General features: G+C 63.9%; 9 protein-coding genes and 2 riboswitches. Of the genes, 7 read left to right on the forward strand and 2 right to left on the reverse strand.

The genetic code is table 11. From position 1 onward, the window contains the following. Positions 1-177 precede the first annotated feature (177 nt). On the reverse strand, positions 178-1833 hold the full coding sequence (locus tag H1204_RS17145) for a transposase (protein ID WP_180729216.1): 1656 nt from the start codon (positions 1831-1833) through the stop codon (positions 178-180). A gap of 285 nt (positions 1834-2118) precedes the next feature. Between H1204_RS17145 and H1204_RS17150 the strand changes: the two genes are divergently transcribed. Then, positions 2119-3168 carry an oxidoreductase gene (locus H1204_RS17150; protein ID WP_180729217.1) on the forward strand — a complete coding sequence of 350 codons (1050 nt, stop codon included), beginning with the start codon at positions 2119-2121 and terminating at the stop codon, positions 3166-3168. 227 nt (positions 3169-3395) lie between these two features. Next, positions 3396-3755, forward strand: coding sequence for a hypothetical protein (locus H1204_RS17155; RefSeq protein ID WP_180729218.1), 360 nt, complete (start codon positions 3396-3398; stop codon positions 3753-3755). A 22-nt stretch (positions 3756-3777) separates the two neighbouring features. Here the strand turns inward: H1204_RS17155 and H1204_RS17160 are convergent, their stop codons facing one another. Next, on the reverse strand, positions 3778-4593 hold the full coding sequence (locus tag H1204_RS17160; protein WP_180729219.1) for a hypothetical protein: 816 nt from the start codon (positions 4591-4593) through the stop codon (positions 3778-3780). 252 nt (positions 4594-4845) lie between these two features. Then, a riboswitch (glycine riboswitch) is annotated at positions 4846-4959 on the forward strand. 50 nt (positions 4960-5009) lie between these two features. Further along, a riboswitch (glycine riboswitch) is annotated at positions 5010-5150 on the forward strand. 88 nt (positions 5151-5238) lie between these two features. Between H1204_RS17160 and gcvT the strand changes: the two genes are divergently transcribed. The 5 genes from gcvT (at position 5239) to H1204_RS17185 (ending at position 12576) form a co-directional block, all read left to right on the forward strand. Further along, complete coding sequence (gcvT, locus tag H1204_RS17165; RefSeq protein WP_180729220.1) at positions 5239-6357, forward strand: glycine cleavage system aminomethyltransferase GcvT; 1119 nt, start codon at positions 5239-5241, stop codon at positions 6355-6357. Between the two features lie 103 nt (positions 6358-6460). Then, positions 6461-6841, forward strand: a complete 381-nt coding sequence (gcvH, locus tag H1204_RS17170; RefSeq protein ID WP_042305124.1) for a glycine cleavage system protein GcvH — start codon at positions 6461-6463, stop codon at positions 6839-6841. Positions 6842-6908: 67 nt separating this feature from the next. Beyond that, positions 6909-9839, forward strand: a complete 2931-nt coding sequence (gene gcvP, locus H1204_RS17175; RefSeq protein WP_180729221.1) for an aminomethyl-transferring glycine dehydrogenase — start codon at positions 6909-6911, stop codon at positions 9837-9839. Positions 9840-9974: 135 nt separating this feature from the next. Further along, positions 9975-11111: an alginate lyase family protein gene (locus tag H1204_RS17180; RefSeq protein WP_180729222.1), complete on the forward strand. Its 1137-nt coding sequence runs from the start codon at positions 9975-9977 to the stop codon at positions 11109-11111. A gap of 76 nt (positions 11112-11187) precedes the next feature. Beyond that, complete coding sequence (locus tag H1204_RS17185) at positions 11188-12576, forward strand: L-serine ammonia-lyase (protein WP_180729223.1); 1389 nt, start codon at positions 11188-11190, stop codon at positions 12574-12576. Positions 12577-12633: the final 57 nt, after the last annotated feature.

Here is a 12633-nt window from a genome sequence, read left to right on the forward strand (position 1 = left end):
TTCGCGACGAACGGCCCGAGAACATGCAGCGAGACGGCGCTTGCGACGCATCGTATCAGGCGGCCGCTCGGCGCTTGCCGAACTGCCCGTCGATGCGCCACGCATTGATTCCATGCGCTTTTTGCCGTTCGCGTGAGAGCCGCGATGTTAACACGAATGCCGCTTCTACAAACCTGCTCAACCCTGCGCACATCCGCGCGGGTTGGAGCAGACATCACCCGAGCAGTGCTGGTGACGATTCGCGCCGGGGGATCGCACCCCGGAGGTCTGGATTGCACCCATTGGCCGCGTTGCCGGGGCCGATGGTGCGGAACGGGAGCGGGCCTTGGCCCGTTCCCTGTCCGACCGGACATGCGCTGCATGCGCCGCTTGCAGGCTCCTCTTTACGCCGGCCCACAGTGACCACACATGCTTCGCACGATTCCTCACGGGTAGCGCGAAGGTGACATGACCACTGCCGCGCGCGGGCACATGGCCACTGCGCACTACCGGGCGTTCTGACAAGCCCAATCCTCTGCGGGCGATCGCACACGCGGCGCCCATGTGTACCGAAATGCCGTGCCGTTTCGCATGGTTGACAGCGCCGATTACCGACGTGTAGGCCGGGTTGACCGCGATAGTCTCCACGCCACGGCGAAAACACGCGCTGTCGATATTGGTGATGATCCTGCTGTAGGAAAGCGACGAAAGCATCCGCGAGTAACGCGCGCCCGTCGCCTCCAGTTCCGCCTTTTTCCTTGCGAAGTCAAGCAACTCATGCACGACAGGCTTGCCAGCCGCGCTGGCGAACTCGGCTATCACCACGCAGGCATCGCCGATCAGTGCCTCGGCCTGCTGCCTGGACTTACCGTAGGTGGCGAGATCAATCCGCAGCGTACGGACCAGGTTGCCCGAGGAATCTATCTCCGACACCGCCAGATGGTCCGCATTGACGTCCACGCCAATCGCCCCGCACTGGCGGTGCGTCGTTCGAACCGGTGCCCGGACCGCCATGCAGACGAACACCCGCCAGCCCTTGACGTCGCGCACGAAGCGATAACTGATGGCTGTGCCTGTGCGCCGGTATGCGGGCTTGTCATGCTTCGTCTGGATCTGCACCCGCTGGCTCGACAGCAGCGCCGCCACGATGTCCTCGTGGCCATATGCGAAATGCACACCAGGGATCGTGATGTACCGACCCTCTGCGGCCAGTGCATCAGGCAGGCGCAATTTGAGCGTCAGCGTACCGTCCTCTTCAACGCTTGCTTGGCACGATTGATTGCCGGCCGTCTCGTCCTTACTGCCGAGCACAAAGAACTGCGCGTCGCGTTGCGCCTGCCAGTCGGCTTTCCATTCGGCGTGGCTGGCGTAGCCGTTTTGTGCCAGCGCGAACTGGGCGCGGAAAAGCTTGCGCGAGCCAAAACACAGCCGCACACGGCCGGCCTTCTGGTCGGCCTGAATCTGGTCCAATCTGGCATGCAGGATGCCCAGACGGCGACGCTTCTGGTGCAGCCTTGCGCTGCCGGGCGCCTGCTCCTCAAGCCTGCCAATCACTGTCACTGCATGCCTGATCTGCCGCGTGAGGGTCGCCACTCGTTCCGCGCGCGACACCACGATACTGTCGATCTTCCCCTGAAGACTGATACGCATCGCGTTGAACTGGCGCGCCGTCAGGCCATGACGCACAAGGAACTCGCGCTTGAGGGCGTTCAGGTCGCTGCTTCCCGCCTGCAATGCCGCGAAGAGGCCGCGTTCCGCCCGACCATACAGCGCCGCATAGGCGTCCAGCCACGCGGACTGCCCTGCGCCAAGGGCAAGGCGTGACTGGTACGTGTAGAGTCGCGGGTTGACCATAAATCGCTGATATCGGTCCCGGATAACTGTATGAATATACAGTATCAGGCCGGCAGCAGTCGCGCAACCGCCATATATGAAACCTGCCCAAATGAGCAAATTAGTTCGCCGGTTTGCGCAGCTGTCAATGACTGGACAGCCCTTTCCGATACCTCCGCTTATGCCTTTCAGACAACATCCTCCCGGCGCGCGCCGCCCAATGCGCCACGGCGCGGAGCGCGGCCGTGCCACAATTGCAACGTTGTGCGCCGCCCCCGCGGCGCGCCGGTTTTGCAGGGAATACGCATGTCTTCATCGCTGAAAATTGGCTTGATGGGCTACGGCTTTGCCGGCGCCACATTTCACGCGCCGGTGATCGAACACTGCGGACGCGCGAGCGTTGCCGCGATCGCCACGGGTCAGCCGGACAAGGCGCGCGCCGATTATCCGAACGCAACGATCGTCGCCGATATCGACGCGCTGCTCGCGCTGTCGGATATCGAATGCGTCGTGATCGCGACGCCGAACGACACGCACTTCGACCTCGCGCGCCGCACGCTCGACGCAGGCAAGCATGTCGTCGTCGACAAGCCCGTCACGCTCTCCGCCGCCGATGCCCGTACGCTCGCCGATCTCGCGCAAAGCAAAGGGCTAGTATTCGCGCCGTTCCACAACCGTCGCTGGGACGGCGATTTCATGACCGTGCGCGACCTGATCCCGAGCGGCGAACTCGGCCGGATCACGCATTTCGAATCGCACTTCGACCGCTTCCGTCCGGGTATCCGGCAACGCTGGCGCGAAGAGGCGTCGCGTGGCGGCGGCCTGCTGTTCGATCTCGGCCCGCATCTGATCGATCAGGCGTTGACGCTGTTCGGCGCGCCCGAAACGGTCTATGCAACGGTGAAGGCGTATCGCGACAACGCGAGCGCGCCGGATTACGTGCATCTGCTGCTCGGCTATGCAAATCACGAGGTCGTGCTGCACGCGAGCGCGCTGACGGCCATCGTCGCGCCGCGCTATTCGATCCACGGCACGCGCGGCAGTTATGTGAAGCACGGGCTGGACACGCAGGAAGATCAGCTGAAGGCGGGCTTGCGTCCGGGTGATGCCGGTTTCGGCGGCGGCAACGAAGCTGGCACGTTGCGGGTGCTGGAAGGAGAACAGGAAGTGCAGCGCGATCTGCCGACGCGCGACGGCGCGTACGTCGAGTTCTACCGCGCGCTGGCGGCATCGATCCATGATGGCGTGCCGTTCCCGGTCAGCGCCGCTGACGCGGTGGACGTCATGACCATCATCGAACTCGCGGACCGGAGCGAGAAGGATGGGGTGAGGCTGGCGTTCAGGCGCGGCGCGTGACACACGGATAGCTCCTCACCTTTGTCGTTCGCTGTTCTGTTTCAGGCCGGATTTCGTGCCGGCCTTCTTTGCGCCCTCAGGATTTCCGCAGGGCGTGAACAAAACCTCCCGCGCTGGCCCCACCAGCAACCGACGGCCGCAAGACCATGCACGCACGGCGCGATCGCGCGCCGCCCGTGCCCGGCCGCAGTCCGTATCGGACGGGACTTATCAATTGGAGAAACTCTATGAAACGTATCGTTCGCGCGCTTGGCTGTTGTGCGCTGGTTTCGGCGCTCGCCGCGTGCGTGGCCCCGCCGTCGCAGCAGCTCGTCGAGCCCTCTCGCGCGCCGAATCCGCACGAAATGGCAGTGCGTCGCCTCGAACAGGTCGACGGCCGCATCGACAATATGGGCCGCAGCATCGATGCGCGCGTGAACCAGGGGCACTATCCGCCGCCCGAAGGCGCCGCGCTGCATCACCGGCTCGATACGATCCGCCACGAAGCGCACGACATGGCTGGACAACACGGCGGCGGCCTCACGGGCGACGAGCAGCGCGTGCTGAATCAGGAACTGGATGCGGCGTCGGCGGCTGTCAACCGCTGATCGCACCTTGGCGCGGGCGTGATCAGGACGCCGTCATCGCGGCCACGACACGCTCGCGCAATTGCGACCAAACGGTCATGTACTCCGCGCGCCCGCTTCCGACGGCAGCGCGCTTGAGCGCATCGAGCATCACGAGTTCCTGCGCGACCTTTCCCGAACCCGGATAAACGAGCGGCAGTTGTAGCGGGTTGAACGATGCAACCTGCCAGTGCTTCTCGGTTGCGATCAGCAGCGACACGAGCCGCTCGATCAGAAAGGTCTTCACGGGCGTATCGCCTTGTGCGTGACGGGCCGATGCGTTGAGCGCCTTGCCGAGCGGCGTGCTGTTCGATTCCGCGATCCCGAACACGATCTCCGCCTGGCTCAGCCAATGCCGCCAGAAGCGCGGCTTTGCGACGAAGTAGTTGCAATACACGCTGTTCGACGAATCCATGATGAACGTGCTCAGTTCGATGCCCGGCTTCAGCAGCCGCACGATTTCATCGAAAGGTCCCCATGCGTTCGGATGTCCCTGCGCGCCTTGCAGAAAGACGTTCGTGAACAATGCACCCGCGTCGAAGTACGGCGAGAACGAAACAATATCCGTCGATTCCGGCACCGTGCCGAGAAACGCATGGACGTCGCTTGCCTCGAGATTCGTCTTGGCGGCGAATTTGGGCGACAGGAAACCGTAGAACGCGGTGTCGTCCAGCGCGTGCTCGAGCAGAAAGCGGCGGATTGGCCAGTATTCGCGCCAGTCCGGCCGCTGACCCGCGTTGTCGAGCGGAATGAAGCCTTCGTCCAGGCCGCTGCGCGTCTGGTCCGAATAGTAGATCTGGTAAATGTGCGCCTTGATCATCGGTCGGATGATGGTAGGTGGAGAGAAGCGGTCGCATGCCGCCGTTTTGCAAGTATCCGGGGCAACTCCGCAAGCCAATTGGCCGATCAGCCCATGTATCCGGCATCAATTCAGCCGATCGCGCCCCATGTCCGGCGGCAGGGTGCCGCCCTCGCTTTTTTGACCACGGCAGCGCGTCTGTCGCCCGCCAGGCCGCGCCCGTACAGGCCCGCTGTCGCAATTTGACAACCCTCCGCCCCTCGCGTACATTCGCCGCACGCGTCGGGAGAGCGCGCCGTCCGCTGTCGTTTTCAGAACGCCCAGCAGCCAGCGCCGCCGAAGGGGCACACCCGTAAACTCTCAGGCAAAAGGACCGACCGCGTCGAAAAACCCGCTCGTCATCTGGTCATCACGACCTCATTCGAACGAGCGCCCGTTTTTCGCACTCTGGAGAGCGGCAGTAGCGCCGGTGCACTAAACCGCACGCGCAGGCTGCCCACCGAAGGGGCGCGCGCCACGCTGACAGCACTCGCTGACGGCAGCGCAATCTCTCAGGTATCGAGGACAGAGGGGGCATGCAGTTATCGCTCGTTGGCCCGAGATGGGATCAGGCCGCGAGGGTTTCGCCGCATGGCCTTTCCTGTTTAGCGACGCCCCGAGGCCCCGATGACCGAACTCAAACACACCCCGCTCCACGCCACGCACCGTGCGCTCAATGCCCGCATGGTCGACTTCGGCGGGTGGGACATGCCCGTCAATTACGGCTCGCAGATCGAAGAGCATCACGCCGTGCGCACCGACGCTGGCATGTTCGACGTCTCCCATATGTGCGTCGTCGATTTCACGGGCGAGCGCGTGCGCGCTTTCTTCGAGCGCGCGCTGGCGAACAACGTCGGCAAGCTGCAAACCCCTGGCAAAGCCCTTTACTCCTGCCTGCTCAACCCCGAAGGCGGCGTGATCGACGATCTGATCGTCTATTACTTCGGCGAAGATCATTTCCGCGTCGTCGTGAACGCCGGTACGGCCGAGAAAGACGTCGCGTGGTTCAACAAGCTCAATGACGAACAAGGCTTCGGCCTGACCATCCAGCCGCGCCGCGACTACGCGATCGTCGCCGTGCAAGGCCCGAATGCGCGCGAAAAAGTCTGGGCAACCGTGCCCCACGCCCGCGCCGCCAGCGAAGCCCTCAAGCCGTTCAACGCCGCGCGCGTCACCGATACGCCATTTGGCGAGCTGACCGTCGCGCGCACCGGCTACACGGGCGAAGACGGCTTCGAGATCATCGTCCCCGCCGATCACGTCGAAGCGCTGTGGAACGCGCTGCAGGCGCAAGGCGTGCGTCCTGCCGGTCTCGGCGCGCGCGACACGCTGCGCCTCGAAGCCGGCATGAACCTGTACGGCCAGGACATGGACGACACCGTGTCGCCCCTCGACGCCGGCCTCGCATGGACGGTCGATCTGTCCGCGCCGCGCGATTTCATCGGCCGCGCGAAGCTCGAAGCGGACGGTTCGCAGGCGTCGTTTGTCGGCCTGATCCTGCACAAGGACAACGGCAAGGCCGCTGGCGTGCTGCGCGCGCACCAGAAGGTCGTCACGCCCGCTGGCGACGGCGAAATCACGAGCGGCACCTTCTCGCCGACCATGCAGGAATCGATCGCCTTCGCGCGCGTGCCGAAGGGCGTGCAGCCGGGCGACGTCGTACACGTTCAGATCCGTGACAAGGCACTTCCCGCCAGCGTGGTTAAACTGCCATTCGTGCGCAACGGCAAAGTGCTCGTCGGCTGATCGGTCACACGATGAGCGTCACGAGACAGACACCGGACAGACACGAAATCGTCGCGTGCGTCCCACCATTTAAATCAACCGAATTACCGCATAGGAGCATCCGATGAGCATCCCGGCCGATCTGAAATACACCGAATCGCACGAATGGGTCCGCACCGAAGCAGACGGCACGCTGACGGTCGGCATCACCGACCACGCGCAGGAAGCGCTCGGCGACATCGTCTTCTTCGAAGTGCAGCAACTGGGCCAGACCGTCTCGGCAGGCGATACCGTCGCCGTCATCGAATCGGTGAAGGCTGCTTCCGATATCTACGCGCCCGTGTCGGGCGAGATCATCGAGGCCAACCCGAACGTCGCCGATACGCCGGACGCCGTGAACAGCGCGCCGTACGACAACTGGCTGTTCAAGATCAAGCCGGCTGCGGGCGCCTCGGAAGACCGTCTGATGGACGCCGCCGCGTACGGCAAGTCGATCGGCGAATAAGTCACTTACTCACGACCGGCGCGGCGTTCGCCACGACAGAAGAACGCCGCGCCAGCAGGAACATTCCATGAAGCTCGAACACCCGGATCGTCTGATGAACCGCACTCCTCTCTCGCTCGCCGCGCTCGAAGTGCATGACGCCTTCGCCGAACGGCATATCGGCCCGGATACGGCCGATCAGCAGTCGATGCTCGAAGCCCTCGGCTTCGCATCGCGCGCCGCGTTGATGGACGCGGTGATTCCGAAGACGATTCGCCGCCAGGACGCGCTGCCGCTCGGCCCCTTCGCCCAGCCGAAGAGCGAAGCCGAAGCGCTCGCCGCGCTGCGCGAACTCGCGGACAAGAACCAGGTGTTCCGCTCGTACATCGGCCAGGGCTATTACAACGCGCACACGCCCGCCGTCATCCTGCGCAACGTGCTCGAAAATCCGGCGTGGTACACGGCTTACACGCCGTATCAGCCGGAAATCTCGCAAGGCCGTCTTGAAGCGCTGCTGAACTATCAGCAGATGATCGTCGACCTGACGGGTCTCGCGATCTCGAACGCTTCGCTGCTCGACGAATCGACGGCCGCCGCCGAAGCGATGACGCTGCTGCAACGCGTAGGCAAGCCGAAGTCGAACATTTTCTATGTGGCAGACGACGTGCTGCCGCAAACCATCGAAGTCGTGAAGACGCGCGCGAAGCCCGTCGGCATCGAAGTGAAGGTCGGCCCGGCTGCCGATGCCGCAACGTCGAACGCGTTCGGCGTGCTGCTGCAATATCCGGGCGTGAACGGCGACGTGCACGACTACCGCGCGCTCGCTGAAGCGATCCACGCAGCGGGCGGCCACGTGGTCGCCGCCGCCGATCTGCTCGCACTGACCATGCTCACGCCGCCGGGCGAATGGGGCGCGGACGTGGCCGTCGGCAACTCGCAGCGCTTTGGCGTGCCGGTCGGGTTCGGCGGCCCGCACGCGGCGTATCTGGCCGTGCGCGACGAATTCAAGCGTCAGATGCCGGGCCGTCTGGTCGGCGTCACCGTCGATGCACAAGGCAATCCCGCGCTGCGTCTCGCGCTGCAAACGCGCGAACAGCACATCCGCCGCGAAAAGGCGACGTCGAATGTGTGCACGGCGCAAGCGCTGCTCGCGATCATGGCGAGCATGTACGCCGTCTATCACGGCCCGCGCGGTCTGAAAATGATCGCGCAACGCGTGAACCGCATCGCCGCGCTCGTCGCGGAAGGCGCGAAGCAACTCGGCTATACGCTCGTCAACGAATCGTTCTTCGACACGCTCACGTTCGAAACGGGCGCGCGCACCCAGGCGCTGCACGACGCCGCGACGGCGAAGGGCATCAACCTGCGTCACGTGAGCGACACGCGCGTCGGTCTGTCGATCGACGAAACCACGTCGCGCGCCGATCTCGCCGATCTGCTCGCCGCATTCGCGCAAGCGGCGTTCGTCGAAGCCGTGCCGCAAATCGACGAACTGGACGCAAAGCTTGGCGCGTCGAATACGTTCCCGACCGCGCTTGAGCGCGAAAGCGCGTATCTGACGCACCACGTGTTCAACCGTCACCATTCGGAAACGGAAATGCTGCGCTATCTGCGCAGCCTGTCGGACAAGGATCTCGCGCTCGACCGCTCGATGATCCCGCTCGGCTCGTGCACGATGAAGCTCAACGCGACGTCGGAAATGCTGCCCGTCACGTGGCCCGAGTTCGGCCAGATTCACCCGTTCGCGCCCGCCGAGCAAACCGTCGGCTACCGCGAAATGATCGATCAGCTCGAACAGATGCTGGTCGCCGCAACCGGCTATGCGGCCGTGTCGCTGCAACCGAACGCTGGCTCGCAAGGCGAGTACGCGGGTCTGCTGATCATCCACGCGTATCACGAATCGCGCGGTGAAGGTCATCGCAATGTGTGCCTGATTCCCGCTTCGGCGCACGGCACGAACCCGGCCTCGGCGCAGATGGCGGGCATGCAGGTCGTCGTCGTTGCGTGCGACGCGCAAGGTAACGTCGATATCGAAGACCTGAAGAAGAAGGCCGAGCAGCATTCGGCAAAACTCGCGGCGATCATGATCACGTATCCGTCGACGCACGGCGTGTTCGAGCAGAATATCCGCGAAGTCTGCGAGATCGTGCACGGGCACGGCGGCCAGGTCTACGTTGACGGCGCGAACATGAACGCGATGGTCGGTCTCGCGGCGCCGGGCCAGTTCGGCGGCGATGTCTCGCACCTGAACCTGCACAAGACGTTCTGCATTCCGCACGGCGGCGGCGGACCGGGCGTAGGCCCTGTTGCCGTCGGCGCGCATCTGGCGAAGTTCCTGCCGAACCAAACCTCGACGGGTTATGAGCGCGACGCGAACGGCATCGGTGCTGTCTCCGCTGCGCCGTATGGCTCGGCATCGATCCTGCCGATCTCGTGGATGTACATCGCGATGATGGGCGCGAAGAACCTGACGGCCGCCACCGAAACCGCGATCCTCAACGCGAACTACGTCGCGAACAAGCTCGCGCCGCATTACCCGGTGCTCTATTCGGGCCCGGGCGGGCTGGTCGCGCACGAGTGCATTCTCGATCTGCGTCCCATCAAGGAAACGAGCGGCATCTCCGTCGACGATGTCGCGAAGCGTCTGATGGACTACGGTTTCCACGCGCCGACGATGAGCTTCCCGGTGCCGGGCACGCTGATGGTCGAGCCGACCGAATCGGAATCGAAGGAAGAGCTGGATCGCTTCATCGAAGCAATGATCGCGATTCGCAACGAAATCCGTGACGTCGAGGAAGGCCGCAGCGATCGCGAGGACAATCCGCTGAAGCACGCGCCGCACACGGCGGCTGTGGTCGTCGCGAACGAATGGACGCACGGTTATGCGCGTGAAACGGCGGCGTATCCGTTGCCGTCGCTGGTTGCGAAGAAGTACTGGCCGCCCGTCGGCCGCGCCGACAACGTGTACGGCGACCGCAACCTGTTCTGCTCGTGCGTGCCCGTGGCCGATTACGAGTAACGCAGAAGTGTTGAAGTAGTGTGAACCGTGCGCCGCTCGAACGAGAACGGCGCGCGGTACTGCCCGCAGTCCTGTTGCTCCGCGCGTCAAACCGTTACCATCTCACACCGAATCAGCCCAACGAAGGAGTTTCGCATGGTGCGACAGGTGCGAATGATGCAACCGACGACACACCGTACGCGTGCGCCGCAACAACCCTTTCCTGCTTCTCCGCTTACCGCGCTGTTGATCGCGGCAGTCGCGCTTTGCGGTCAGAGCGCCCACGCCGCAATGAACCTCTGCGCCGCGCCCGCGCTGCAAACCAGCGAGCGCACCAATTCCGATCCGGGCGTCAAGGCTTTGGTGAGCAATGTTCAGGCGCATCTGAACGAGCCGGCGCACGCGGTGCGTCAGTTGCACACGGAAGGCACGCTGCCTCACGAGGGCATCTACGACCAGAGCAAGGAAGCGGAGAGAGATCTCGACCTGTTGCGCGACGCCGCGCTCGCATGGCGCGCCACCAGCGACGACCGCTATTTGAAACTGGTCGACCGCCTGCTGTATGCATGGGTCACGACCTACCAGCCGTCGTTCAATCCGATCGACGAAACGCCGTTCGAAGGGCTGATCCTCGCGTACGACATGACGGCGAGCGCCCTGCCCGTGAAGACGCGCAATGCAACGATGGCCTTCCTCGCGAAGCTCGCGAACGGCTATATCGCGCAGATCGACGCGCAGAAGCGGCCGCTGACGGGCACGTTCCGCAACAATTGGCAAAGCCACCGCGTGAAACTGATCGCAATGGCGGCTTTTACGCTCGACAACCGCAAGATGATCGAGGCGGCGCAGCGCCTGTACGTCGAGCACGTCAACGACAACATCGCGCCCGACGGCACGACCGTCGATTTCGGCGAGCGCGATGCGCTGCACTATGTGACTTACGATCTGCAGCCGCTGGTGACGGCCGCGCTCGCCGCGCGCCGCCACAATCGCAACTGGCTGAACGAACGCGCGCCGAGCGGCGCGACGCTCGCCGCCGCGTTGAACTGGCTCACGCCGTATGCAACGGGCGCGAAGACGCACGACGAATTCGTGCGTTCAAGCGTGCCTTTCGACACAAAGCGCCGCGAGGCCGGTTTGCCGGGCTATAGTGGACAGTGGGACCCGAAGAATGCGGCTGAGCTGTATCACCTCGCCGCGCGGCTCGACGGACGCTACACGCCCGTCGCGCTGAAACTGGCACCGACGCCGCCCGCGTGGCTCGCCGTGTGTCTGCCTTTGCCGGCGCGTTGATCACGCGCGGCACATTCTGCTGCCGCGCTACCCGCGCAGTGCAGCACAAACGAATTTCCAGCTAGCAGGAGCAGTGATGGCAGTCAGCGTTTTCGATCTCTTCAAAATCGGCATTGGCCCGTCGAGTTCACACACGGTCGGTCCCATGCGTGCGGCGCTGATGTTCGCGCAAGGGCTCGAGCGCGATGGACTGCTCGACAACACGGCATCGGTGAAGGTCGATCTGTATGGTTCGCTCGGTGCGACGGGCAAAGGCCACGGCACCGATCGCGGCGTGATGCTCGGCCTGCTCGGCGACGCGCCCGATACCGTCGATCCCGAGACGATTGCCGCTCGCCTCGAACAGGTCCGCACGTCACGCACGCTCGCGCTGCTCGGCACGCACGCTATTCCGTTCGTGCAGAAGGACCACATTTCGTTTTACCGCCAGGCGCTGCCCGAGCATCCGAACGGCCTCAAGCTGCGCGCTTTCGATGCGAACGGCGAGACGCTGCGCGAATCGACGTATCTGTCGGTTGGCGGCGGCTTTGTCGTGACGGCGGGCGCGCCGAATACGAAGGTGCTCGCCGCTGTCGAACAGTTGCCGCATCCGTTCCGCAGCGGTGCCGATTTGCTTGAGATGTGCAAGACGACGGGCAAAAGCATCGCGCAACTGATGTGGGACAACGAGCGCGCATGGCACACGGATGAAGAGACGCGCACGGGCCTGCTGAAGATCTGGGACGTGATGCAATCGTGCGTTGCGCGCGGCTGCGGCATCAACAATCCGGACGCGGACGGCAATCTACCTGGCCCGTTCCAGGTGAAGCGGCGCGCGCCGCAACTGTATCGCGCGCTGACGAGCAATCCGGAGCGTGCGTTGCAGGACCCGCTGTCGATGGTCGACTGGATCAACCTGTACGCGATTGCCGTCAACGAAGAAAACGCGGCGGGCGGCCGCGTGGTCACCGCGCCGACCAACGGCGCAGCGGGCATCATCCCTGCCGTGCTGCATTACTACACGCGCTTCATGCCGAACTCGAACCAGCAAGGCGTGTTCGACTTTCTGATGACGGCGGCTGCAATCGGCATTCTGTACAAGCTGAACGCGTCGATCTCCGGCGCGGAAGTGGGCTGCCAGGGCGAAGTGGGCGTCGCGTGCTCGATGGCGGCGGGCGCGCTCGCGGCCGTGATGGGCGGCACGCCGTTGCAAGTGGAAAACGCCGCGGAAATCGGCATGGAACACAATCTTGGCCTCACGTGCGACCCCGTCGGCGGGATGGTGCAGATTCCTTGCATCGAGCGCAACGCGATGGCGTCGGTAAAGGCGGTGAACGCCGCGCGCATGGCGTTGCGCGGCGACGGCAGCCATTATGTTTCGCTCGATTCCGTCATCAAGACGATGCGCGAAACGGGCGCCGACATGAAGACCAAGTACAAGGAAACGTCGCGCGGCGGGCTGGCGGTGAACATCATCGAATGTTGATGCCGCTTTTACGAATGACATCGACGAGGGTCTCGGCGTAAGCTGTCGAAGCTCTTC

The organism is Paraburkholderia sp. PGU19, assembly GCF_013426915.1.
In the GTDB taxonomy this organism is placed as follows: domain Bacteria; phylum Pseudomonadota; class Gammaproteobacteria; order Burkholderiales; family Burkholderiaceae; genus Paraburkholderia.

Excerpts from the sequence above, each read along its gene's own strand:
- H1204_RS17145 (WP_180729216.1), bottom strand. The coding sequence starts at position 1,833 with ATGGTCAACCCGCGACTCTACACGTACCAGTCACGCCTTGCCCTTGGC.
- H1204_RS17150 (WP_180729217.1), top strand. The coding sequence starts at position 2,119 with ATGTCTTCATCGCTGAAAATTGGCTTGATGGGCTACGGCTTTGCCGGC.
- H1204_RS17155 (WP_180729218.1), top strand. The coding sequence starts at position 3,396 with ATGAAACGTATCGTTCGCGCGCTTGGCTGTTGTGCGCTGGTTTCGGCG.
- H1204_RS17160 (WP_180729219.1), bottom strand. The coding sequence starts at position 4,593 with ATGATCAAGGCGCACATTTACCAGATCTACTATTCGGACCAGACGCGC.
- gcvT (WP_180729220.1), top strand. The coding sequence starts at position 5,239 with ATGACCGAACTCAAACACACCCCGCTCCACGCCACGCACCGTGCGCTC.
- gcvH (WP_042305124.1), top strand. The coding sequence starts at position 6,461 with ATGAGCATCCCGGCCGATCTGAAATACACCGAATCGCACGAATGGGTC.
- gcvP (WP_180729221.1), top strand. The coding sequence starts at position 6,909 with ATGAAGCTCGAACACCCGGATCGTCTGATGAACCGCACTCCTCTCTCG.
- H1204_RS17180 (WP_180729222.1), top strand. The coding sequence starts at position 9,975 with ATGGTGCGACAGGTGCGAATGATGCAACCGACGACACACCGTACGCGT.
- H1204_RS17185 (WP_180729223.1), top strand. The coding sequence starts at position 11,188 with ATGGCAGTCAGCGTTTTCGATCTCTTCAAAATCGGCATTGGCCCGTCG.